Below are 23,460 nucleotides of genomic sequence, written 5' to 3' on the forward strand. Positions count from 1 at the left end.
GGCGCGTCACAGTGCCGGGCAATTCCTGAAAAGCCACCGGCGGCCTCGTGCAGGGCATTCCGAGTAAGCCGGTGGCCTGCGGAGGCTCCGCCGGCCATGACGTTACGGTCGCCGTCTAAAGCCGTTCTGAAGTCGAGCCGTACGCCGGCCAGGGCGCAGCGCGACCGCCGGCCCGCCCTGCAACAATGGCTCGGCCGACGGGACCGACACCGGGGGAGTACCGAGGGAGTACCGTGCTGGATCCCATGGGTCCGCGTGAGCCGTCCGTATTTGATCTGACTGCTCTGACCTAATATCTCGACCGGAACTCCGGCCGCCCACCAGTCTCCTCGGCCGGGGGTGCGGGACATCCTCGACGGGCCACCCCGGGTGACCCGTCGGGCCCAGCGCGATTCCCTGTGCGACTACCGTGCGCAGCAGATCGGCTGCGTGGTGGTGTCTCCCGTGCGCTGTCCCCGACCTACCTGTCCCACGGGCAGTGGGAGGTCGGCCGCGACGAGATCATCGAGTACGCCCGCCGGCTCGCCGCGCCCGGCGTGCCGACCGAGCTGCACCCGTATCCCGGGGCGTTCCACGTCTTCGAGGTGAAGGCGCCGGCGGCGCAGGTGGGCCAGGCCTCGCCCGAGGCGCAGGTGCCTGCGCTGCGGCGGGCCCTGACCAGCCGAGTCAGGCCTGGTCACGCCGTGCACGGCGCACCGCCCGCGGGCCGTCCACCCAAACCCTTGACTACCCGAGGCAGCCTCAGGTTAACTGATCGTCAATTAACCTGAGACTGGCTCAGGATATTGGGACGTGTGCAGCCGCGGAGGTTCCCGCCATGACCACAGCCACCAGTCCGCAGGGCGCCGCAACGGCGGCGCCACCGGGCGGATCGGGCCTGGCCCTGACCGCGATTGTGGGAGCGGAGTTCATGCTCCAGGTCGACGGGATGATCGTGAACGTCGCTCTGCCCGACACGCAGAGCGATCTCGGTCTCTCGACGACCTCGGCCTCCTGGGTGCTCAACGGCTTCTTCCTCGCCTTTGGCGGGCTCCTGCTCCTCAGCGGGCGGCTCGGCGACGTGTTCGGCCACCGCCGGCTGTTCCTTCTCGGCATCGGCCTGGTCGCCGGCGCCTCGCTGCTCGCAGGCCTCGCGCCCAACTTCGGCGTGCTGCTGACCGGGCGGGTACTGCAGGGCGCGGGCGCCGCCCTCGCCGGCCCCACCGGTCTGGCCCTGCTCTCCATGGTGTTCCAGGGCGAGCGCCAGCAACGCGCCTTCGGCCTCTACTCGACGATCACCGGTCTCGGCGCCGCCACCGGCCTCATCCTCGGCGGCATCCTCACCGGCGGGCTGGGCAGCTGGCGCTGGTGCCTGCTGGTCAACGTTCCCTTCGGGCTCATCATCCTGGTGATCGCCCTGCGATCACTCGGAACGGCCGCCGACGGCGCCCGCAGCCGGTCCCTGAGCCTGCCCAGCGCCGCGCTCGTCACCGCAGGCCTCACCGCGCTCGTCTACGGTCTCGTGCAGGCGGCCGACCGTGGCTGGGGCGACCTGTGGACGGTCGTGCCGCTCGCGATCACCGTCGTGGTCGCGGCCGCGCTGCTCGTCGTGGACCGCCGGGCCCCCGAGCCGCTGCTGCCCGGGCGGATCTTCACCAACCGGACCCGCGTCGGCGGGTTCATCAACCTGCTGCTGCTGTCGTCCGTGCTCGGCGGGTTCGTCTTCTACCTGTCCCAGTACCTGCAGACCACGCTGGACTACGGCGCCCTGCGCACCGGCCTGGCGATTCTCCCCTTCGGCCTCGCGCTGCTGGTCACCACGCAGCTCCTCACGAAGTGGCTCAGCGGTCTCGGCCTCACGACCCGGGGCACCATCGGGCTCGCCCTGCTCGCCCTCGGCGTGGCCTGGTTCATCCGCCTCGATGCGGACAGTGCCTACGCGGAGGGGGTGCTGCCCGGCCTCGTCGTCATGGGCCTCGGGGTCGGACTCGCGATCATCCCGCTCAACATGATCATTCTGTCGACCAGCCGTCCAGAGGACGTCGGCATCACCGCGGGCATCCTGCAGGCCGCGCTGACCGTCGGTGGCAGCATCGGCCTGGCGGTGCTGCTCATCCCGTTCAACGCCGGTGGCCGCCCGGTCGCGGAGAACATCAGCACCGTCTTCACCTGGGCCACCGTCGACTGCGTCGCCGGGTTCGTCGTAGCCGTGCTGTTCTGGTTCGGTCCCGGCCTGCGTCCATCCGCCACCCGCACGTCCTCCCCCGAGGCGACGGCCCCCGAGCCGCCCGCCCCCCGGGAGCCCGCGGCGGTCGAGTCCCGGTCCTGACCCCACCGGCGCGACGCGCCCCGCACCTGTCCAGGTGCGGGGCGCGTCTGACCCGCGGGCTGAAACAGCCGAGCGCGCAGAAATGGCTCGTGTAAACCAGAAACGCCGCTGAAAACCAGAAACGCCGCGACGAACCGTATCCCCGTCGGTGACGGCAACCTCGCCGCCCGCTTCTGCGATGCGGAGACCGCCGGACTTCCCACCATCGACTGGCTTCTTGGCCGTCACCCGCCGGCCACGGCCGACGATGGCGGTGAGCGCGGCAGGAGACCACCGCGCCGGACGCCGCCAGTGCCCGACAATGGTGCCAACGGAGTCCTTGGTAACAGCTGAATCAAAGGGCGGCAGCGGCCTTGGCGAGCAGCTCGTAGGAGCGAATCCGCTGCTCCAGCCCGGGGATCTGCGAAAGGGCGAAGAACTCGTCCGCACCGGATTCACGCACCAGCGCCTCGAACCTCGGCGCCACGGTGGCCAACGAACCCACGAGCTGCGGGTCGATCCGCTCCCGGCGGAAGCTTTCCTCCGCGCTGCTGAAGTGGTGCCGCCGCGTCTCCTCCTCGGTCGGCAGCAGGGTGTCGGGGTCGGTCGTGCGCAGAATGATCTGGCCGAGGACGAACGCGTCGGCCAGCGAGTGCGCACGGTCGTCCGAGTCGGCGAGCACCACGATGGCGGACACCGCGCCGCGTGGATGTTCCAGGTGCACCGACGGCCGGAAGGCCTTGCGGTAGGCGTCGAGCGCGACGGGCGCGAGCCCCGGCACGATCGTGTGCGCAAAGACGTACGGCAGACCGCGCGCCCCCGCGAACGCGGCGCTGCTCGGGCTGGAGCCGACCAGCCAGAACTCGGGCGGGACCGCCGGCTCGGGAACCGCGCGTGCCTGCACGGGCCCGCCTGCGCGGTGGAAATACCCGACGAGCTCGTCGAGTTGGGCCGGGAAGCCACGCGGACGCGGGTCCCCCAACCGAGCGCCCACGGCGGCCGAGCCCCCCACAGCCCGGCCGATCCCGAGGTCGACCCGCCCGGGGTGCAGGGACCCGAGCACGCCGAACTGTTCAGCCACGTCGTACGGCGCATGGTTGGGCAGCAGCACGGCGCCCGAGCCGACCCGGATCGTGCCGGTGGCCGCGAGGATCTGCCCGGCAAGCACGGCGGGAGCCGAGGTGGCGAGCGCGGGCGTGCTGTGATGTTCGGCGACCCAGTACCGGCGGTAGCCCAGCGCCTCGACCGCGCGGGCGAGATCCACGGTGTCCCGCAGCGCGTCGGCGGCTGTGCCGGACCGCCACACCGGCACCGTGTCGTGCACCGAGACGAAGGATGGTTCGACCATCGGGTTCCTCTCCTGGCTGCCTCCCCAACGTAATCTGAGGCAGGCTCGATTTCGACTCGATCAGTCAAGCTGAGCTGGCCTCACGTTGTCAACATGCCCTCGTCACCGGCCCGGTTGCGGATCCGCCGGCCGTCCCGCCGCGCGATAAAGCCGTTCTAAAGCCGGCCGAGACGTCCATTGTCATCGCCAGGTGCCACATCTAGCGTGACCGCGTCGAACCCGGCGATCCTGACCCCGCGCCGGCACGGACAGCGAGGAGGGCTGCCTTCATGACCAACCCCACGCCGACGCTCCCGGACGCTCCGCCGTATCCCCGGCCTCGTGCGTGTCCCTACCAGCCGAGCCGCGAGTACCAGGAACTCGGCGAGCGGGGGCCGATGAACCGCGTCACCCTGTTCGACGGCGCAACGGCGTGGTTGGTCACCGGCCACTCGCACTCCCGCCGCCTGCTCGCCGACCCGCGGGTCTCCGCGGACCGGTCCCGCCCCGACTTCCCCGTCGTGCTCCCCCGCTTTGAGGCCGACGTGTTCAAGCCCCTGGCCATCATCGGGTTCGACCCGCCGCAGCACGGTTTGCAGCGCGGCCTGCTGACGGCGGACTTCAGCATGCGCTCGGTGCGCGCCAAGCGGGAATCCATCGAGCGGCTGGTCGAGTCGCTCGCCGACCGGATGCTGGCCGCCGGGCCGCCCGCCGACCTCGTCCTGGACTACTCCCTGCCGATCCCGTCGATGGTGGTCGCGGACCTGCTGGGCGTCCCCTACGCCGACCACCAGTTCTTCGAGGACGCCACCGTCCGGCTGCTGCAGGCGACCACCCCTCAGGGCGCGGAGGCCGCCGGTGAGGAGCTGCTGAACTACCTGGACGAGCAGATCCGGCTCCGGGAGCGCGATCCCGACGACACCCTGTTGTCCCGGCTGGGCGAGCACGTCCACGACGAGGGGCTGGGGCGCGACATCATCAACAAGATCGCGCTGGCGTTGCTCGTCGGCGGGCACGACACGACCAGCCAGATGATCGCCCTCGGCGTGGTGACGCTGCTGGACCACCCCGACCAGCTCGCCATCCTGCGGTCGGACCCCTCGGCGCTACCCGGTGTCGTCGAGGAACTGCTGCGCATGGTGTCGGTCACCGATCTGGCGGGCGTCCGGGTCGCCACCGAGGACGTGGAGATCGACGGACAGGTGATCGCGCGGGGCGAGGGCCTCATCTTCTGCAACTCGATGGCGAACCGGGATCCTGCGGTCTACGACGCGCCCTACGAGTTCGACGTGCGCCGCTCGGCGGACGACCCGCCGGCCACCCGGCGGCACCTGACCTTCGGCCACGGCCCCCACCAGTGCATCGGGCGCAATCTCGCCCGGATGGAGCTGGAGATCGCCTACCGCGTCCTGTTCGAGAAGATCCCGAACCTGCGGCTCGCCGTGCCGCGCGACGAGCTGCCCATGCGCCACGGCAGCACCATGCAGGGAGTCCACCGGCTCCCCGTCACCTGGTAGGGCGCTCGGCGGCTGGTAGGGCGCTCGGCGGCGGAGCACGACCCCTCCACCGAGGTAGCATGAGACTGCCTCAGGTTACCGGTGCCGCCCAGGAGGGGTCACGTGGAGGACGCCGCGCCGTACATCGCCCACCGCCCCAGGCGGGCCGACGGCATCCGCAACTACGACGCGATGCTGGCCGCCGCGCGCAAGGCCTTCGAGACCGCGGGCGCCGACGCCTCCCTGGAGGACATCGCGGCGCAGGCGGGGGTCGCGATCGGCACCCTCTACCGGCACTTCCCGACCCGCGCGGCGCTCGTCGAGGCCACCACCCGTGACGGGCTCGCCTCGTTGATCTCCTATGCCGACGAGGTCCGCGCCTCGCTCCCCCCGTTCGAGGCACTGCGCTCCTGGATGGGCCAGGCCATCCAGCACTTCAGCACCTTCCGGGGCCTCGTGAGCATCCTCACCCGCAGCATGTACGACGACGGCACTCCCTCCCACGCCGCCTGCGCAGCCATGCACGGCAGCGGTGCACGGCTGCTGCGGGCCGCCCAGGACGCCGGCCAGGTCCGTGCGGACCTCACCCCCGACGAGCTGTTCGACCTGCTCACCGGCGCGGCCTGGGTCCGGGAGAACTCCCCCGCGGGGCCGGACGGCAGCGTGCGCTTCCTCGAACTCATCCTGGCCGGGGTCAGCACCCGCGGCGCGGGTACCGCGGAATCTGCATGACCGTGTCAAGCCGTCGTCCTGGAGGACTGTGGCGCGAGTGCCGCCGGGACGTCGGCGAGACGAGGACGCGGTCCTCCTGGGAACGGCACTCCCTGCCTTCTCTACTGGGATAAATCAGACACCGAACCCCGTGGAGGAGGCAGGGAACCGCTCTCCCACGCACCCACCCTGCTCGCAGCAGCCGAGACAAGGCGCCGCGCCGGAATCCGGACACCCGGCGCGGCCCCTGGGGAACACCACGATCACCGGGCCGGGCCGAGGTCCGGCCGGGTGGTCAGTCGGCGGCCGGCGCCGCGGCGCGGGCGATGGAACGATTGCGGACGGCGAGCCGCCACGTACCGTCGGCGGCGCGGACCAGCCGGTCGTCGTAGCGGCCGAAGCCGGTCACCGCGTAGGTCCCGGCCTCGGTGACCTTGATGTTGACGACGTCGGTCAGTGCGTGCGCGCTGGAACCGGTGACCGTGATGGCCGATTCCCCGATCAGGTGCACGCCGCTCCACCCGGTGTCGGGGACCTTGTTGATCTCTGCTCGGATCGCCTCCCGGCCGTAGAGGGTGCCGCCCGGCGAGGTCAGGACCGTGTCGTCGGCCAGGTACGCCGCAATCCACTCGTCGTGGCGATGGCGGTCGTAGAGCTGAACGAGCCGAGCAATCAGAAGACGGATCTGCTCGATGTCGTGCTCCACGTCCCGCCCGCCATCACCGTCCGGCCCGCCATCACCGTCGCGCCCGATGTCACTCATGGCCGTCGCCCTCGCTTCCTTCGGCCGCCGGCCGGCCAGCCGGGGGCAGCAGGGGGGTGGGAAGCCGCCGTGCAAACGTCCAGCGGCCGGCACCGTCCCGGACCAGCTCGTCCTCCAGCCGGACCACCGACGTGATCGAGAAGCCGCCCGCCGGGTCAAGATGGACGGTGAAGCTGTCGGTCGAGGCGTGGGCGACGGGCCCGTCGATCTCGATGACCGGGATGCTCAGGAAGTTCACCGTGTGGGACTCTGCGGGTGGCGCGAGCCCCAGCAGGGCGCGTACCGCCTGCGGCCCCTCGGCCAGGGCACCCCAGACGGTCGTCTCGCTCGTGTACTGGGCGATCCACTCCTCGTCGCGATGGTCGTCGTGCGCCTGGGCAACCCGGGCCAGCACGGTCGCGACGTCCTGGACGTCGTCACTCATGTCCGCCTCCGGCCACGAGCGAGTGCTCCGCGCCGGCCGGCTGGCGCGCGGCGAGCGGCATGTGGGTGACCAGCCGGGCGGTGAACCGCCACCGCCCGTCGGCGCCGCGGACGAAGTCGTCCTCGTACCGGCCGGCGGCGGCGACCTCGTACCGGTGCTCGACGGCATCGGCGGGCGCTGGCCCGGTTCCGGCACCCGCACCCGCGGCCGCAGGCAGCCGGTCGGCGAGCCGCACGAGGGCGAAGTCGGTGGCGGCGTGGGCCCGCCCGCCGGCGACATCGATCACCGGCTCACTCAGGAAGTGCGTGGCGCGCCAGCGCCCGGACGCCCCAGCGCGAAAGTGCGCCAGGACCTCGCCACGGCCCTGGTACAGCCCATCGCCCTCCGGCAGCGGATCGTCCTCCGTCCGATAGGTGAAGTCGTCGACGACGAGGTGTTCGGCCCACTGGTCGTGGCGCTCGCGGTCGCCCAGGTGCGCGAACCGCGCGATGAGCGTACGGATGTCCCCGATATCGGTCACGGGTCTCCTTGTAGGTCCGGTCGAGGGATTCCTGATGAAGCGAAGACCGGCCGAGTCATGGCCGGTCGGGCGCAGGCCGGTCGGGCGCAGGCCGGTCGAGTGCAGGGCCGTCCGTCCGGCGGCGACCGAGCGGCCGTGGGGGTCGCGGCACCGCGGGCGCGGGCCGTGGAGCACGGCGGACGGGGGTGTCCGGTCATCTAGCGCGGGCCGGCCGGGGTGTCGAAGGCCTGGGAGATCCGGTTGAGGGCCAGGACGGTGACCACGACGACGAGGCCGGGCGCGGCCGTCATCCACCAGCCGGTGTCGAGGTAGCCCCGACCGTCCGCGACGAGTGCCCCCCATTCCGGGGTCGGCGGCTGGGCGCCGAAGCCGAGGAACCCCAACGCGGCGACCGCCAGGATCGCCCCGCCGAACTCCAGCGCGGTCAGCGCGAGCACGGGCCCCCGGGTGTGGGGCAGGATGTGCCGGCGCAGCACCGACAGTGGCCGCGCGCCCGCGACGAAGGCGGCCTCGACGTACGCCTGATCCCGCACCCGCATCGCCTCCGCCCGCATGAGCCGGGCGAAGCTCGCGATCGAGCTCGTGCCGACCGCGAGGGCCGTCTGAACGGGGCCGAAACCGAACGCGGTGACCAGCATCGTCGCCAGCAGCAGCGACGGCACGGAAAGGACCACGTCGACGAGCCGCATGACCGCGGCATCGACCATCCCCCCGACGAAGCCCGCGGCCAGGCCCACGAGCGACCCCGCGACCAGTCCGACCAGCACGGCGATGGCCGCGCAGGACAGGGACAGGCCCGCCCCGTGCACGACCCGCGCGAACAGGTCGCGGCCGAGCTGGTCGGTGCCGAACAGGTGCGCGCCGCCGGGCGGGTGCAGCTTCGCGGCGGGCCGCACCCGCAGGGGATCCGTGCCGGTGAACGCGGCGGGGGCCAGCGCCGCCGCGACAGCCAGCACGACGACGACGACGGAGGCCGCGAGGATCGGCTGGCGCAGCACACCACGACCGATCTCCCGGCCCCGCCGGGACCGGCCGCCGCGATCCCGCTCGGCCGGCGGCCCACCGATGCCACCGTCGTGCGGGGCAGGGCCGCGGGCCGTCGCGAGCCCACTCATCGGCGCCTGGTTCCGGTCAGCGTGACCTGCGGGTCGAGGAGGGGATGCGCCAGATCGACCAGGAGGTTGACGGTGACGAACACGACCGCGAAGAACACGACCAGGGCCTGCACGACAGGGATGTCCTTCGAGGTCACGGCGGCCTCGACCACCCGACCCAGCCCGGGGCGGGAGAACACGGTCTCCACCACGACGGACCCTGCCAGCAGGTTGCCGACCAGGACGCCGGCGACGGCCAGCACCGGCGGCAGCGCGTTGCGCAGGGCATGGCGCTGGTGGATGCGCCACCGGCCGAGCCCCTTCGCCCGCGCGGTCGTCACGTGCGGGTCGGCCAGGACCCGCCACAGGCTCGCGGCCAGCATCCGCGCGAGGAAGGCCGCGGTCGGCACCGCCAACGTGACGGCGGGCAGGATCAGCCCCCGCGGCCCGGTGTCACCGAAGGCGGGCAGCAGGTGCCAGTGAAACGAGAGCACCTGGAGGAGGACCAGCCCGATCCAGAACGACGGGACGGCCACCCCGAGTGCCGGCAGGGCCAGCAGGAACCGCTGCGTCGAGCGGGCGCGGGTGGCCGTGGCCCCCAGTGCCAGCGCCCATCCGACGAGCGCGGCGACGACGAGCGCCGCGCCGGCGAGTTCGATGGTCGACGGCAACGCGCCGCCGATGATGTCCAGCGCCGACTGGCCACGCTGCAGCGACCGGCCGAAGTCCAGGTGCAGGGCATCCCAGAGGTTCGTCAGGTACTGGGCGGGGGGCGAGCGGTCGACGCCGTACTCGGCCCGCAGCTGGGCTATCTGCTGCGAGGTCACCGAGATGACGCCGCTGCTGCTCACCATCATCTCGACCGGATCCCCGGGCACGAGGTAGAGGATGACGAACGACAGCGTGTAGGCCGCCCACACGACGAATACCGAATGCGCCAGCCGGACGGCCAGGTAACGCCCGAGCGCCTGTCCCCGTCCCCGTCCCCGTGCGGCGGCGGGGGCGGGGGCGGCCAGCTCAGCCATTGCCGAGCCAGGTGTCGTAGAGGAACAGGTTCGCGGAGGCGGTGAAGGAGAATCCGCGCACGTTCTTCGCCAGTCCCACCACGGCCGGGATCTCGTACACCGGTACCGTGATGCCGTCGTCGACGGCGAGCTGCTGTGCCTCGCCGACCACCTTCCTGCGCTGCGCGTCGTCCACGGTGGCCGCCTGGCGGGCCAGGGCGGCGTTGAGGCGATCCGCGGGTGAGCCGGGGGCCGGCGGGATGACGGGCCCGGGCAGCACGATCTTGGCCCGCAGGATGTCCGGGTCCGTCCGGAAGGCCCCCGCTCCCCAGGCGTAGTCACCGATTCCGCGCTGCATGGCCGGAAATGCCTGCCCGGTCACGAACTGGCGCAGCGTCAGTTCGACGCCCACGTCGCGCAGTTGCTGCTGGATCAGTTCCAGCACCTGCTGGTCGGCGCCGCCGTTGGTCGTCCAGGCGACCGCGAGGGTCAGCCGCTGTCCCCCGCGCCGTCGGATCCCGTCCGGCCCCGCCGCCCAGCCCGCGGCGTCGAGCAGTTTCCTGGCACCGGCCGGGTCGTAGGCGAGGGAGTCACCGAGATTGACGTATCCCGGGGTCGAGGCCGCCAGGATGCTCGTCGCGACCTTGTAGTCGTCGCTGAGCACCGTGCTGACAACCTCCGCGCGGTTGACCGCCTTGACCACGGCACGGCGGACACTCGAGTCGTCGATGGCGGGCCGGGAGACGAACGGGTTCAGTGACAGGCACGCGACGACCCCGGGGATGACCTTCGTCGCGACGGTGAGGCCTGCCTGCCGGACCTGGCCGGTGTCCTGCACCGGCAGTGCGGTCACGCCGCCGACCTGCCCGGACCTGAGCGCGCCGGCCCGCACCCCGCCGTCGGTGATGATCGAATAGGTGATCTTGTCCAGGTAGGCGTCGCCGGTGTGCCGCGCGGTGGCCGGCGCCCAGCGGTACCCGACCCGCCGGTGCACGGTCACGGACTGCCGGGGCACGTAGGAGTCCAGCACGAACGGCCCGGAACCGACGATCCCGGCGAGGCAGCGGTCGGCCGGCGGCCGGGCGACGGTGGCCGAGGACAGCAGTCCCAGGCTCACCGTCGACGTGGCCTGCAGGAACTGCGCGTTGGGCTGGCCGAAGCGCACCCTGGCCGTCAGCGAGTCGACGACGTCGGTCCCCCGGTAGCCGGCGAGATAGCTCGACGCCAGCGGGGCCCGCCCGCCCGCCCGGACGACCGCGTCGAAGTTCTCCTGCACCGTGGTCGCACTCAGCGCCGAACCATCGCTGAAGGTGATTCCCGGCCGCAGGTGGAACGTGAACGCGGTGGCGTCCGGACTGACCTGCCACGACGAGGCGAGCCACGGCACGATGGCGTTCGTCTTCGGATCCTGCGCAGTCAGCGAGTCGACGATCGACCGCTCGATGTTGACGGCGTCGGCGATACCCGACTGCGCAGGATCGAGGCAGACCGGATCGACACCGAGGCCCAGGCGCAGGTTCCCACCCGTCCGCGGCGGCCCGTCGCCCCCCGCGCCCCCGGCGCCCGCCGGGCCACCGCTGCCGCCGCACCCGGCGAGACCAAATCCGAGAATGGCCACCAGCCCGATGGGCAGTATACGAACGAACCGGAAACCGCGCATTGCCACGAAAAAACTCCCCCAAATGATCCGACGAGTGCCGACCGCGACGAGAATGCGGGTTTCCAGCTGCTCTTCGGATTCGGCAGCCGCGGAATGGCAGTCGTCCGTACGACTCCAAGAATTCTCTCGAACGTCCCTGAAGCGCGGCTAAAGCGGAAACGGAGCACACACCCCGACTGCCGACAGCCCGACCGCCGACGACACCGCCCGGGAACGCCTGTACTCCGACGGCATCCAGGCCATGCTCGACGGCCTGGGAATCGAGGCCGCGGCGCCCTCCCCACCACGCACCACCGGTAGAGCGGGCCGGCCTACGGCGTCGACGGTGACAGGGTGGCGGGGATGCGCGCGCCCGAGACGAGGCTGCGGTCGAGGTCCGCCACGGTCGCGGCGCCGAGCAGGGCCATCGCGCGGTCGAACTCGGCGCGCAGCAGCTCGATCACCCGCAGGACGCCGGCCTCACCGCCCGCGGCCAGGCCGTACAGGTAGGGCCGCCCCACGAAGACACCCGCGGCGCCGAGGGCGAGCGCCTTGGCCACGTCGTTGCCACGCCGGACACCTCCGTCGAGGAACACCGCGAGCCGGCCCGCCGCCGCGTCGACCACCTCCGGCAGGATGTCGATGGTCGCGGGGACGCCGTCGAGCTGCCGTCCGCCGTGGTTCGAGACGACAACCCCGTCGACGCCCAGCTCGACGAGCCGGTCGCACTCGTCGGAGCGCATCAGGCCCTTGAGGAGCAACGGGCCCGCCCACAACGACCGGATCCGCTCGACATCCGCCCAGGTGACGCAGTCCGACGACGACGCGATCGTCGCGCGGGTCTGGTCGAGGCTCAGCGGCGACGGACGGCCGGGACCACCGGCACCACCGGCACCACCGGCATCGCCGGCACCACCGGGACCGCCGGCACCACCGGGACCGCCGGCACCACCGGGACCGCCGGCACCACCGGGACCGCCGGCACCACCGGGACCGCCGGCACCACCGGGACCGCCGGGACCGCCGGGACCGCCGACGCCGAGCTGGCCGCGCAGGTAGTCGACCTTGCCGCGGACGAAGTCGGCCGCCCACGCCGGCTTGCCGGCCCCCTGTAGCAGCGTTCTGGGATGCGGCGGTCGACTCATGAGTCGGTTGCGTGTGTCGCGCTCCCGGTTACCGAGGACCGGCGTGTCGATGGTGATGGCCAGCGCCCGGTAACCGGCCGCCGCGATCCGCCGGACGAGGTCGTCGACCTCGGCGCGGTCGGGGGGCAGGTAGAGCTGGTACCACAGGGGGCCGGTCGAGTGCGCGGCGACGTCCTCGAGCGGGAAGGCGGCCACGGTGCTCTGCATGTACACGACGTCCGCCCGCGCCGCGGCCCTCGCCACGGCGATCTCCGCGCTCGATCGGGCGAGGCGGCCCGCGCCCGTGGGCGCCAGCATGATCGGCATCGACAGACGTTCGCCGAACACGGTCGTCGAGAGGTCTCGCGTGGCGACGTCGGCGAGCGGCCGCGGCCGGAACTCGATGCGGTCGAACGCCGTGCGGTTGCGCCGCAGCGACACCTCGTCGCCGGCGCCGCCCGCCAGGGCGTCGAAGACCACCCGGGGAAGCCGTCGGCGCGCCAGCCTCCGGACGTCCTCGACGTTGACTGCGTCCTGCACCCTCACGAACGGACCTTTCGCTGTCGGCGGGTCACGGGAGCGTGATCCTCCCCGCCGCCGGGATTGTCAGTCGGTCCACCAGCCGCCCGGCCGGCCTCACGCCAGGAGCACCCACGCGCCGGCCGGTCAGGCCCTGCGGGGACTGGTGCGGCCGGCGAGGACCGCCCGGATGTCGGCCGTGATCTCGCTGACGACGGGTTCACGCAGCACGGTGTCGTGGTCGCCGCCCACGGTGCGGTAGGTCGCCTCGCCGGTCAGCAGCGCGCGCCAGACGTCCCGGCGGTGCGCCGGCGACGCGGTCGCCGTGTAGACCAGCGCCCGCCCGTTCCAGGGCCTGGGCCGGTACAGCCTGGTGAGCACCCGGGACTGGTCGTAGAAGACGTCGTACTGGTTCATGCCCCTGAACTGGACGACGCCGGCCAACGGAAGTTGGGCCGCGCGCCAGGCCCGGCTGAGCAGGCCCCGTGCGGCCGCCCGTGCGGCGACTCCCGCGGCGCGCGCCGGTCCCGTGGCCGGTCCCCCGGCCTGGTCCGATCGCCCGGCCTGGTCCGATCGCCCAGCCTGGTCCGCAGCCGCGGCCGGGTGCGAGGTCCTGGTCGGGTGCGACGTCGTGGTCGGGTGCGACGTCGTGGTCGGGCTCCCTGGCAGCGCGGAGGGCAGCACCCCGCCCGCGAAGACGCCGCCGGCCGGGTCGGGCGGGAAGCTGTCGATGAGGATCAGCAGCTCGACGTGCCCGCCGGCCTCGGTGAGCAGCCGGGCGGTCTCGAAGGCGACGAGGCCGCCGAAGGAGTGGCCGGCCAGATGGTAGGGGCCGGCGGGTTGGAGCAGGCGCAGGGTGCGGGCGTGGCGGCGGGCGGCGGCGTGGATGGACCAGTCGGGCAGGCCGCGGTATTCCAGGCCGTGGGCCTGGATGCCGTAGACGGGGCGCTCGCCGTCGAAGTGGCGGGCGAAGCCGAGCATGCCGATGGCCAGTCCGCCGGCGCCGCAGAAGCAGAACAGGGGCGGCCCGTCGCCGGTGGTGCGCAGCGGCACGACGGTCGGGTGGCGCAGCACGTCGGTACCGACGTTGCGCAGGCGGACGGTGAACTCGGCGACAGTGGGGGCGTCGGCGACGGTGGAGGTGGGCAGGTCGACGCCGAGCTCGTCGGCGATCCTGGTGAGCAGCTCCTCGGCGATGAGGGAGTCGCCGCCGAGTTCGACGAAGTCGTCGTGGATGCCGACGTCGTCGAGGTGCAGGGCGGCGGCCCACACGCCGGCGACGGCCTCCTCCCACTGGTCGCGGGGCGGGTCCTGCTCCGGTTTCGGGCCGGTGGGGGCGGGGGGCAGGTTCAGACGGTCGACCTTGCTGCGGTCGGTCCGCGGCAGCGCGGGGACCAGCATGACGACGGCCGGCACCATGTAGGACGGCAGCTTGGCCCGCAGCAGGCGCCTGATCGAGGCCGGGGAGACCCGGGCGCCGGTCGCGGGCACGACGTAGGCGACCAGCCGGGTGCGCTGCGTGCTCCGATCGGCCACGACGACGGCCTCGCGCACGTCCGCGCTCGCGAGCAGGGCGGACTCGATCTCGATCGGCTCGACCAGGTACCCGCGGATCTTCACGGCGGCGTCGTTGCGGCCGACGACGCGGAGCTGGCCGTCGGCGTCGAGGCGCCCGAGGTCGCCGGTGCGGTAGGTGGGCGTGCCGTCCGGATCGACGCCGAACCGCGCGGCGCTCACCGCCGGCGCCCGCCAGTAGCCGCCCGTGATGAAGTGGCCCGCCACGACGATCTCACCCGTCTGTCCGGGGGGCAGCTCGACGCCGTCCGGCGAGATCACCCGGACCGCGACGTCGACGACCGGCCGCCCGGCCGGCATCACGCCGTCGGGCAGGTCCTCGTCCGACCAGATCGGCGCGCAGGTCGCGGTGCCGAGTTCCGAGGCCCCGTAGGAGACCAGGAACGCCGCGGTTGCCGGCAGGTGACTGCGGGCCAGGGCGACGTCGCGGGCGTAGATCGCCTCGCCGACCGACAGGACGAACCGCAGGTCGCCGAGCACCTCGTCCGGCTCGAGGCAGCCGAACACGGTACGGATCAGCGCCGGCGTGGCCACGATGCCGGCCGGCCGGGTGGCGCGCAGCCAGTCGGCCAGGTCGCGCACGCCGCGGACCCGGGGGTCGTACATCTCGAGGGTGGTACCGAAGACCAGGCCGCCGATCATCCGGTTCATCCCCGAGATGAAGGAGTACGGCAGGAACAGCGGCAGTCGGTCGCCCGGCACCGGCCGCATCACGTCCCGGACCTGGATGGCGTAGTGGATGCCCAGCAGGGCGCGGTGGTGCCACACGACGCCCTTGGGCACTCCGGTCGAGCCGGAGGTGAAGATGAGCACCGCCGGATCGGTGTCGACCCGGCGCGGCGCGGTCGACGCCACCCTGGCGGCCAGCGCCGGGGACCAGCCGGCGGCGCGCTCGTCGCCGACGTCGACCGTCGTCGCGATCCCCGGCAGCGCGGCGGCGGTCCGCTGGTCGGCGGAGCCGACCGGCCCGGTGACGCACACCGGGGCCCCGGCCAGTCCGACGATCTGCGCGAGGCGGTCGGGGGGAGTCAGCCGGTCGAGGGGCACGCAGGGCCGGCCGCTCGCGATGACACCCAGGACGGCGGCGATCCCGCTCGCGTCGTGGGGCAGCAGCACCGCGACGGGCGTGTCCGGGTCGGCCGCGGCCGGCTCCCGCAGGATCCGCTCGGCGACGACGTCCACCCAGGCGACGAGCTCGGCGAAGGTGACGGCCCGGTGCTCGTCGCGGACCGCCACGACGTCGCGGCAGACCGCGGCGACGACCCTGATCCGGTCGACGACGTTGCCGAACCGGTCGTCGGGCCGCAGCGGCGGCGGCGCCGGCGGCGCGACCGACGCCGACGCCGGCACCGGCGTTGGCGCCGACCTCGACACCGACGTCGGCGGGGAGAGCGGGCCTTTCCTCATGTCAGCCGGGTCGGTCGCCCAGGGACGGACGGTATTGTCATGGCGCCTCCCGGGCGGGCATTGGTAGGGGAGCCGTGACCGCGCGCTCCGATCGGCTCAGATTCAACACGAACGACTTTGCGACCCGCCACCCACCTCCGTAGTAATCATTGACGTAAATGCGTGGTTGCCCGGAACCCCTGCCCTCCCGACCCGGGCCGCCACGAAGCGCCACCGCATCTCGGCACCACCAGCTCTTCGGTGCCCGGTGGCAGATTTCACACGAATCCGATGGCACTTACGACTGACCCCGCCCATCGAGAACTGGGCACCGCCACCGAGGGGGAACTCCCATCGAGCCCGGTATCGACAACGCTCACGTCACTGTCATCGGACCGTCCCCCGGTGCCTGGCGGACGCGATACCGGCAGGTCCGTCGACCGGCATTCCCGAGGTACGTTTTCCTCGGCGGGCCGGCGATCGTCCGGCCTGCGCCCGACGCCGGGACGAGCCGGCCGGGCGGGCACCTCGACCCGTTACCTGATCGTGCCTGGCCGCCGCGCGGAGCCCCTGCCCCCGCGCGCGGGCGAGCCGTCGCCCGGTGACCGTGGCGGCGGGTTCCCGGCGAGGTCCTTCCCTGAACACCCGATCGGTTGGAGACTTTCGTTCCGTGAGCATCCTCGACGACGCCCGCGAGGGCATGGACCTCGACGTCCGACCGCAGGACGACCTCTTCGGCCACGTGAACGGCCGGTGGCTCGCCGAGACGGAGATTCCGTCCGACCGTTCCAGCTGGGGCCCGTTCGTGCAGCTCGCCGATGCCGCCGAGCAGCAGGTCCGAGACATCATCACCGACCTCGCCGCGCAGGACCCGGCCACCCAGGGCGAGGACGCCCGGAAGATCTCCGACCTCTACAACTCCTTCCTGGACACCGACGCGATCACGGCGCTCGGCCTGGACCCGGTGCGGGCGCGGCTGGACGCCGCGCGTGCCCTGGGCAACGTCCGCGAGCTCGCCGCGTTCCTCGGCGAGCTCGAGCGTGAGGGTGGCCCCGGGCTGTTCGGCTCCTACGTCGACACCGACGACCGCAACTCCGACCGCTACCTGTTCCACCTCAGCCAGGGCGGCCTCGGCCTGCCGGACGAGTCGTACTACCGCGACGACCGGTTCGCCGAGACGCGCGAGAAGTACGTCGCCCACCTGACCCGCCTGCTCGGGCTGGGCGAACATCCCGACCCCGCCGGCGCCGCTCAGCAGATCCTCGACCTGGAGACCCTGCTCGCGAAGGGCCACTGGGAGCGGGCCGAGACCCGCGACGTCCAGAAGACCTACAACCTGACCACGGCCGAGGAGCTGGCGGCGCTCTGCCCGGCGTTCGCCTGGGACGCCTACGTCACCGGTCTCGGCGGCCAACTCACCGGCCCGCACGCGACGGTGGCGGAGGCGTGCGTACGCCAGCCGTCGTTCTTCGCGCACCTGTCGACCGTGCTGACCGAGACGCCGATCGAGGTGTGGCGCGACTGGGTGGTCAGCCGCGTGCTGCGGTCGGCCGCGGCCTACCTGCCCGACGAGTTCGTCGAGACGCATTTCGACTTCTACGGCCGCACGCTCAGCGGCACGCCCGAACTGCGGGCCCGGTGGAAGCGCGCGGTGGGGTTCGTCCAGGGCGCGATCGGTGAGGCCGTCGGCCGGGAGTACGTCGCCCGCCATTTCCCGCCGCGCGCCAAGGCGCAGATGGACGATCTCGTCGCGAACCTGCTCGCGGCCTACCGCGCGTCGATCTCCCGGCTGGACTGGATGACCGAGGAGACCAAGCTCCGGGCGTACGAGAAGCTCGAGACGTTCCGGCCGAAGATCGGCTACCCCGACCGGTTCCGGGACTACTCGCAGCTGCGGGTCCGCCGTGACGACCTGATGGGCAACGCCCGCGCCGCCGCCGCGTTCGAGACCGACCGGCAACTGGCCAAGATAGGTTCACCGGTCGACCGCGACGAGTGGTTCATGCTCCCGCAGACCGTCAACGCCTACTACAACCCCGGCACCAACGAGATCTGCTTCCCGGCCGGCATTCTGCAAAGGCCGTTCTTCAGCCCCGACGCCCACCCGGCCGAGAACTACGGGGGCATCGGCGCGGTCATCGGCCACGAGGTCGGGCACGGCTTCGACGACCAGGGCGCGCAGTACGACGGCGCCGGCAACCTCAACGACTGGTGGACGCCCGCCGACAAGGCCGCCTTCGAGGTGAAGTCGAAGACGCTGGTGGAGCAGTACAACGCGTTCGAGTCGCGCAACCTGCCGGGCGAGAAGGTCAACGGCGCGCTCACGGTCGGCGAGAACATCGGCGATCTCGGCGGCCTGACCATCGCGCACCAGGCCTACGTCATCTCCCAGGGGGGCGAGGCGTCGCGCGACGACCGGCGCCGGCTGTTCATGAACTGGGCCTACGTGTGGCGCACCAAGCGGCGGCTCGAGCTCGAGCGGCAGTTCCTCACCACCGACCCGCACAGCCCGCCGGAGCTGCGGGCCAACATCGTGCGCAACCTCGACGAGTTCCACGAGGTCTTCGACACCGCCCCCGGCGACGGTCTCTGGCTGGATCCGACCGACCGGGTCCGCATCTGGTAGAGAATGGCGCCTTCCACAGGTTCACAAGAGGCGCCTAACATTTCAATTCCGATTTCGGTTTGGCGCTGTCCGGACCGGCCGGGGTACCGTCCACCCGCACCTTCACCGCGTTCGGGGAATGACCAGAAGGGATCACACGGTGACCCAGCAGGAGCAGCAGGAGCAGCGCCAGCAGGTGGAGCAGCAGTTGCGCCGGAACTGGCAGCAGCTTCGCTACCGCATTCTCGACCAGTTCAATCAGGTCAGCTCGGCGGATCTCGATGCCGCGACCGGCATCGACGACCTCGTCGCGCGGATTGCGGACAGGACGCACCACAGTGAGCAGTACGTCGAGAACCGGCTGCGGCAGCTGACGGGCGTGGGCGGCGGCCAGCAGGGCCAGTCGTTCGGTGCCCGGCAGTAGCCCAGGCCCGGCAGTAACCAGGCGCCGGCCACCGTTCGCTACTCGGCGCGCGTTCCCGGAACGTCGCGTCGAGCAGCGAACGGATCGGTGGCCGGGCGGCCTCCGCCGTGCCCGGCCCGCGGGTGCACCGCGCGTGTCGGCGGCGCTGGTGTAGCACTGAGGTCGTGCAGCCTCTTCGGGTCGTCATCGTTCACCGCGACCAGCCGACGCGGCTCGTCGACACGATCGACGCGTTCCGCGCCCAGGACGTCCCCGTCACGATCACGATCGTCGACAACGGCTCGGTGGTCCCGCCGCCGGTCGAGGCCGCCGACGTCGCGGTCGTGCTGGCCGGCGGCAACCTGGGGTTCGGCCCGGCGGCCAACATCGGCTACCGGGCGTTCCTCGCCGACCAGGACGCCGGCGAGTGGGTGGTGCTCGCGCCCCACGACGCGCTGCCCGCGCCCACCTGCCTCAGTCGCATGCTGAGCGTCCTGGCGGAGCAGCCGCGGGCGGGGCTGGCTTGTGCCGACGTCGGCGACGGGGCGACGCCGGTTCTCGACCCGTACTTCGGCGGGATCCTCGCGCCCGCGCGCGTCGCCGAGGGCTGGGAGCCGGCCGGCCACCCGCACGGCACGTTGATGTTCGCCCGGCGCGCCTGCCTCGACGAGGTCGGGATCTTCGACGAGCGCTACTTCGCGTACTGCGAGGAGGCGGACCTCGCGCTGCGGGCGCGGTCCGCCGGTTGGGAGTCCGGACTCGTGCGCGGCGCGATGGTCACCAACCCGCACATCAGCTCGACCTCCGCGGCCATCGACTACCTGCAGCTTCGCAACACCCTGCTGCTCGTGCGGGAGCACTCCGGCCGCTACCACGCGTTCATCCGACTCTGCATCGCGCTGTGGCACCTCGCCTCGGGTGTCGTCGTACCGGCCCGGCGCGGCCCCTACTGGGACCTCGAAGGACGCCTGCGGGCGCTGCTCGACTTCCTCCACGGCCGGTTCGGCCCGCCGCCCGCGCACCTGCTCGTCAGGCGCCCCCCACGCCGGGGATGACGCACCTGCTCGCGCCCGGGCCCCCGCGCCGACCGTGGCCCGCTGCCTACCGATCGCCGGCCGGTGCACCCGCGAGGGCCAGCTTCTTCGCGGTCTCGACGACGTTGCGGACGGCGGGGCTGTCCTCGCCCGTCCGCCAGATCAGGAGCTGATCCAGGCGGCCCCACGCGGCGGGGTCCGCGAGCGGGACCGCGACGACGGCCCGGTGCCGGTAGCGCGGCACCGCCCGCGAGGCGGTCAGCGCGAGGCCCTCACCGGTCTCGATGCGGGTGGCGAGTTCGTCGCGGCCGTGGATCGGCGGGCAGCGGACGGTGATGGTGATGCCGGCGGCCTGCCAGAGGGCGGCGGGATCCGGGCCGGTCAGCAGGAAGGTCTCGCCGTCGAGGTCGTCGAGGTCGATCGCGGATCGGCGCGCGAGGCGATGGCCGGAGCAGACGAAGACCGTGTCGAGCAGGAGGACGTCGAAGCGGTAGGAGTCGAGCCCCACGGGCAGCTCCCCCCAGCACATGCCCAGGGCCGCCCGCCCGCCGAGAACGGACGCCGCGATCTTCTGGTTCGGCTTCTCCCGGTACTCGAGCCTGAGGTCGGGGTGGCGGGACCGCAGCGACCGTACGAGCGACGAGACGACGTCGAAGTGGTTGTTGGCGTGGAGAAGACCGACGGTGCCGGCGGTGCCGTTCGCCGTGTCGGCGGCGACGGCCCGGAAGTTCTCGATGCTGGCGAGGACGAGGCGCGCCTGGTCGAGCAGGGGCCCCGCCTCCGGGGTGAGGGCGACGCGGCGGCTGGTGCGCGCGAACAACCGGATGCCGACGCCGGCCTCGAAGTCCTGCAGGCGCTTGCTGACACCGGAGGTGCTCAGGCCCAGCCGGGCGGCGGTCCGGCCGAAGTGCAGCTCGTCGGCGAGGGTGGCAAACACCTCTAAGTGCTCGATGTCCACGCGGAGGATCGTCCTCGGACGGGAAACGGTGCGTCAACCGGACGGCTCTTGATCCGCGGCCGGGCCCGGCGGAAGCTCACGGGACGGCCGACGCACGTGATTCCGGCGACATCGGTCGATCAGCTGCCTAGAAGACGGCCCCGCAACGAGGGGAGCTGCTATGGACGATGACCCTGACCGCTTCACCCCCGCCGACGACGGCCTGCACACCGCGTCGGAGGACTACTACGAGACCGAGACGTTCTGGTTCTCGTTCTTCGTGCCGGACCGGGCGCTCGGAGCCTGGCTCTACGCGTCGGTCAAGCACAACGCCGGCGGAACGGCGGGCGGCTGCTGGATCTGGGACGCCACCGGCAGCGCGCCGTGGGACATTCCCTTCTACGAGCAGTTCGCGCACCTCAAGGCGCCAAGCCAGCCGTCGCCGGGCCGCCTGACGTTTCCGACCGGGATGACGGTCCAGGTGCGCGAGCCCGCCACGTCCTACCGCCTCGGCTACGACGACCGCCGCCGCTGCCGGGTCGACCTGCGCTTCGACGCGCTGGAACCGCCGGTGCCGCTGCGCCGGGGGGCGCCGCCGTATCCGAAGGCCTCGCACTACGACCAGACCGGGCACGTCACCGGCCATCTGCTGCTCGACGGTGAGCGGGTCGAGATCGACTGTCACGCCATGCGGGACCGCTCCTGGGGGCCCCGGGCCGAGCGCGGCTACCGGCGGGTCGGCTACACCTGGGCAGCCTCCCCCGGGCTGAGCCTGCTCACCTACACCTCGCCGCAGGCGCATCAGGGCGGCACGGTCCCGGAGCGCGTGCACTCCGGCTACGTCCGCCGCGACGGCACGCTCGCCCGGATCGTCGAGGGGCGGCGCGCCGTGCACCGCGATCCGGCGCACGGCTGGATCACCGGCGTCGACCTCGAGGTCGTCGACGAGCACGGCCGCGCCACCGTCGGCCGGGCCGAGGGCACGAGCCGGATGATCCTTCCCGGCGGGACCTCGGTCTGCATCAACACCGCGCTGCGGTGGACGGTCGACGGCCGCACCCTGCACGGCGAGGACCAGGACGTCTGGCCGATCGACGAGTGGCGGCTGCACCGCCGCGGGAGCGTCGCATGGGCGGCCTGACCCTGCCGGCCGCCATCCTGGAGTGGATCGAGAAGGCGGTCGGGCATCCCGTTCTGCGCGCGACGCGGATACCGGGCGGCGGCACCCGCCAGGGCTGGTTCATCGACCTCGACACCGGCAGGATCGGCGACACCGGCAGGATCGGTGACACCGGCAGGATCGGCGACACCGGCGACACCGGCGGGAAGCTGTTCCTGCGGTACAGCCCGCAGCCGCTGCCCGCCCGCAGCGCCTTCCACCGGCTGGCCACCGAGGCCGAGGTGCTGCGGGCCCTGGGCAGCGCCGGCATCGCGGTTCCCGCCGTGTACGCGGTCCATCCGGTGGACGAGGCGGTCCTGCTCGAACGGGTGCCGGGCGATACCTGGTTCGCCCGCATCCGTGATCCCGACGAGCAGGTCCGGGTGGCACAGGACTTCATCAGAAGCCTGGCCAGGATCCATCGCCTCGACCCCGCCCGCCTGGACGTGCCCGCGCTCGGGCCGGTGCGGTCGGCCCGGGAGCATGCCCTGGAGCGCATCGCGCAGATCCGCCGGCGCGCCACCGCTCCGGACGGGTCGATCGACCCCCTGGTCCGCCTGTCGGCGGACTGGCTGGAAGCCCACGTGCCCGCCTACGACGGCCCCGTCGTGCTGGTCCAGGGTGACACCGGGCCGGGGAACTTCCTGTACCGGGACGGCCGGGTCACGGCCGTCCTGGACTGGGAACTGTGCCATGTCGGGGATCCGATGGACGACATCGCCTGGCTGTCCCTGCGGACCGTGCAGGACACCTTCACCCACCTGCCCGACCGCCTCGCCGAATACGAGAAGCTCTCCGGCCACGCGATCGACGTCGACCGCATCCTGTATTACCGGGTTTTCGCGGAGACCACGATGGCGACACTCGCTCCCGACGACGGCCCCCATACCCCGGCGAGGGACGGCACCCCGGCAGCGGACGACGACCAGTCGGCTGCCGAGAAGGACGCCGGAAACCTCATGCTCTATCTCCAGCTCCACCGCCGGCTGTGGCTGGAGGCGTTGAACGCCGTCATGGGTCTCGGACTCACCAGTCCGGTCATGCCGGAGCCGACGGAACCACGCGACTGGCAGCCCCTGTACGCCGACGTGCTGGCGATGCTGCGGACGATCACACCACGGGTCGACGACCCGCTGGCCTCCCAGTGGCTGAAGGGAACAGCACGGATCGTCCGGCACCTGCGGGAGCTGGACGCCTGCGGCCGGGAACGCGACGAGCTGGAGCGCTCCGACCTCGCCCGGCTTCTCGGACATCCGCCGGCGTCGCTGCCGGCGGGGCGGGACGCGCTCGCCGCGGCGCACGCCGCCCGGCGGGTCAGCGACGAGGATGTCACGCGCTACCTGTGGAACCGGGTGATGCGGGACGACCACGTGATGCGCCACGCGTCCGGTGCCCTGCACCGTCGCACCTGGCCGCCGCTGACCGACGCGTCCTGAGCACGCCCCTCGACCAC

General features: G+C 72.3%; 19 protein-coding genes. 9 read left to right on the forward strand and 10 right to left on the reverse strand.

The window, feature by feature from the left end; genetic code table 11:
- Positions 1-398 precede the first annotated feature (398 nt).
- Positions 399-770: an alpha/beta hydrolase gene (locus FRAAL_RS33140; RefSeq protein ID WP_011605222.1), complete on the forward strand. Its 372-nt coding sequence runs from the start codon at positions 399-401 to the stop codon at positions 768-770.
- Between the two features lie 47 nt (positions 771-817).
- Complete coding sequence (locus FRAAL_RS17915) at positions 818-2,308, forward strand: MFS transporter (protein WP_011605223.1); 1,491 nt, start codon at positions 818-820, stop codon at positions 2,306-2,308.
- 334 nt (positions 2,309-2,642) lie between these two features.
- On the opposite strand, the gene FRAAL_RS17920 is transcribed toward FRAAL_RS17915, so the two are convergent.
- Entirely contained in the window at positions 2,643-3,635 is a 993-nt protein-coding gene (locus FRAAL_RS17920) for an LLM class flavin-dependent oxidoreductase (RefSeq protein WP_011605224.1), read from the reverse strand.
- A 269-nt stretch (positions 3,636-3,904) separates the two neighbouring features.
- On the opposite strand from FRAAL_RS17920, the gene FRAAL_RS17925 reads away from it, so the two are divergent.
- Both FRAAL_RS17925 and FRAAL_RS17930 read left to right on the forward strand, forming a co-directional pair.
- The gene (locus FRAAL_RS17925; protein ID WP_041939445.1) at positions 3,905-5,131 is read left to right on the forward strand and encodes a cytochrome P450; all 1,227 of its coding nucleotides are present in this window, start codon (positions 3,905-3,907) and stop codon (positions 5,129-5,131) included.
- A gap of 102 nt (positions 5,132-5,233) precedes the next feature.
- Positions 5,234-5,842 carry a TetR/AcrR family transcriptional regulator gene (locus FRAAL_RS17930; RefSeq protein ID WP_041939446.1) on the forward strand — a complete coding sequence of 203 codons (609 nt, stop codon included), beginning with the start codon at positions 5,234-5,236 and terminating at the stop codon, positions 5,840-5,842.
- 274 nt (positions 5,843-6,116) lie between these two features.
- On the opposite strand, the gene FRAAL_RS17935 is transcribed toward FRAAL_RS17930, so the two are convergent.
- The 8 genes from FRAAL_RS17935 to FRAAL_RS17970 all read right to left on the reverse strand — a co-directional run bounded on the left by FRAAL_RS17935 (position 6,117) and on the right by FRAAL_RS17970 (position 15,890).
- Positions 6,117-6,584, reverse strand: a complete 468-nt coding sequence (locus FRAAL_RS17935) for a nuclear transport factor 2 family protein (protein WP_050997166.1) — start codon at positions 6,582-6,584, stop codon at positions 6,117-6,119.
- A complete protein-coding gene (locus tag FRAAL_RS17940) occupies positions 6,577-7,008 on the reverse strand; it encodes a nuclear transport factor 2 family protein (RefSeq protein WP_063822644.1) in 432 nt (143 codons plus the stop codon). Before FRAAL_RS17940 ends, FRAAL_RS17935 begins: the two co-directional genes overlap by 8 nt.
- Positions 7,001-7,528: a nuclear transport factor 2 family protein gene (locus tag FRAAL_RS17945; RefSeq protein ID WP_041939447.1), complete on the reverse strand. Its 528-nt coding sequence runs from the start codon at positions 7,526-7,528 to the stop codon at positions 7,001-7,003. The genes FRAAL_RS17940 and FRAAL_RS17945 overlap by 8 nt, the downstream gene beginning before the upstream one ends.
- 197 nt (positions 7,529-7,725) lie before the next feature.
- Positions 7,726-8,643: an ABC transporter permease gene (locus tag FRAAL_RS17950; RefSeq protein ID WP_041939448.1), complete on the reverse strand. Its 918-nt coding sequence runs from the start codon at positions 8,641-8,643 to the stop codon at positions 7,726-7,728.
- Complete coding sequence (locus tag FRAAL_RS17955) at positions 8,640-9,647, reverse strand: ABC transporter permease (protein ID WP_011605231.1); 1,008 nt, start codon at positions 9,645-9,647, stop codon at positions 8,640-8,642. The genes FRAAL_RS17950 and FRAAL_RS17955 overlap by 4 nt, the downstream gene beginning before the upstream one ends.
- A complete protein-coding gene (locus tag FRAAL_RS17960; protein WP_231861068.1) occupies positions 9,640-11,244 on the reverse strand; it encodes an ABC transporter substrate-binding protein in 1,605 nt (534 codons plus the stop codon). Before FRAAL_RS17960 ends, FRAAL_RS17955 begins: the two co-directional genes overlap by 8 nt.
- A 353-nt stretch (positions 11,245-11,597) precedes the next feature.
- Positions 11,598-12,935, reverse strand: coding sequence for an alpha-hydroxy acid oxidase (locus tag FRAAL_RS17965; RefSeq protein WP_011605233.1), 1,338 nt, complete (start codon positions 12,933-12,935; stop codon positions 11,598-11,600).
- Between the two features lie 120 nt (positions 12,936-13,055).
- Positions 13,056-15,890, reverse strand: coding sequence for an AMP-binding protein (locus FRAAL_RS17970; RefSeq protein ID WP_011605234.1), 2,835 nt, complete (start codon positions 15,888-15,890; stop codon positions 13,056-13,058).
- 649 nt (positions 15,891-16,539) lie between these two features.
- On the opposite strand from FRAAL_RS17970, the gene FRAAL_RS17975 reads away from it, so the two are divergent.
- The 3 genes from FRAAL_RS17975 (at position 16,540) to FRAAL_RS17985 (ending at position 19,932) form a co-directional block, all read left to right on the forward strand.
- Complete coding sequence (locus FRAAL_RS17975) at positions 16,540-18,495, forward strand: M13 family metallopeptidase (RefSeq protein ID WP_041939451.1); 1,956 nt, start codon at positions 16,540-16,542, stop codon at positions 18,493-18,495.
- Between the two features lie 139 nt (positions 18,496-18,634).
- Entirely contained in the window at positions 18,635-18,898 is a 264-nt protein-coding gene (locus FRAAL_RS17980; RefSeq protein ID WP_011605237.1) for a hypothetical protein, read from the forward strand.
- A 164-nt stretch (positions 18,899-19,062) separates the two neighbouring features.
- Positions 19,063-19,932, forward strand: coding sequence for a glycosyltransferase (locus FRAAL_RS17985; RefSeq protein WP_011605238.1), 870 nt, complete (start codon positions 19,063-19,065; stop codon positions 19,930-19,932).
- Between the two features lie 46 nt (positions 19,933-19,978).
- Here FRAAL_RS17985 and FRAAL_RS17990 read toward each other — a convergent pair whose 3' ends face one another.
- A complete protein-coding gene (locus FRAAL_RS17990) occupies positions 19,979-20,869 on the reverse strand; it encodes a LysR family transcriptional regulator (RefSeq protein ID WP_011605239.1) in 891 nt (296 codons plus the stop codon).
- 160 nt (positions 20,870-21,029) lie between these two features.
- On the opposite strand from FRAAL_RS17990, the gene FRAAL_RS17995 reads away from it, so the two are divergent.
- Positions 21,030-21,989, forward strand: a complete 960-nt coding sequence (locus tag FRAAL_RS17995) for a DUF7064 domain-containing protein (RefSeq protein ID WP_011605240.1) — start codon at positions 21,030-21,032, stop codon at positions 21,987-21,989.
- Positions 21,977-23,443 carry a phosphotransferase family protein gene (locus tag FRAAL_RS18000; protein ID WP_011605241.1) on the forward strand — a complete coding sequence of 489 codons (1,467 nt, stop codon included), beginning with the start codon at positions 21,977-21,979 and terminating at the stop codon, positions 23,441-23,443. The genes FRAAL_RS17995 and FRAAL_RS18000 overlap by 13 nt, the downstream gene beginning before the upstream one ends.
- Positions 23,444-23,460: the final 17 nt, after the last annotated feature.

The organism is Frankia alni ACN14a, from assembly GCF_000058485.1.
Taxonomy (GTDB): Bacteria; Actinomycetota; Actinomycetes; order Frankiales; family Frankiaceae; genus Frankia; species Frankia alni.

Coding starts and splice junctions, on each gene's coding strand:
- FRAAL_RS17915 (WP_011605223.1), top strand. CDS start 818: ATGACCACAGCCACCAGTCCGCAGGGCGCCGCAACGGCGGCGCCACCG.
- FRAAL_RS17920 (WP_011605224.1), bottom strand. CDS start 3,635: ATGGTCGAACCATCCTTCGTCTCGGTGCACGACACGGTGCCGGTGTGG.
- FRAAL_RS17925 (WP_041939445.1), top strand. CDS start 3,905: ATGACCAACCCCACGCCGACGCTCCCGGACGCTCCGCCGTATCCCCGG.
- FRAAL_RS17935 (WP_050997166.1), bottom strand. CDS start 6,584: ATGAGTGACATCGGGCGCGACGGTGATGGCGGGCCGGACGGTGATGGC.
- FRAAL_RS17940 (WP_063822644.1), bottom strand. CDS start 7,008: ATGAGTGACGACGTCCAGGACGTCGCGACCGTGCTGGCCCGGGTTGCC.
- FRAAL_RS17950 (WP_041939448.1), bottom strand. CDS start 8,643: ATGAGTGGGCTCGCGACGGCCCGCGGCCCTGCCCCGCACGACGGTGGC.
- FRAAL_RS17955 (WP_011605231.1), bottom strand. CDS start 9,647: ATGGCTGAGCTGGCCGCCCCCGCCCCCGCCGCCGCACGGGGACGGGGA.
- FRAAL_RS17970 (WP_011605234.1), bottom strand. CDS start 15,890: ATGAGGAAAGGCCCGCTCTCCCCGCCGACGTCGGTGTCGAGGTCGGCG.
- FRAAL_RS17995 (WP_011605240.1), top strand. CDS start 21,030: ATGGACGATGACCCTGACCGCTTCACCCCCGCCGACGACGGCCTGCAC.
- FRAAL_RS18000 (WP_011605241.1), top strand. CDS start 21,977: ATGGGCGGCCTGACCCTGCCGGCCGCCATCCTGGAGTGGATCGAGAAG.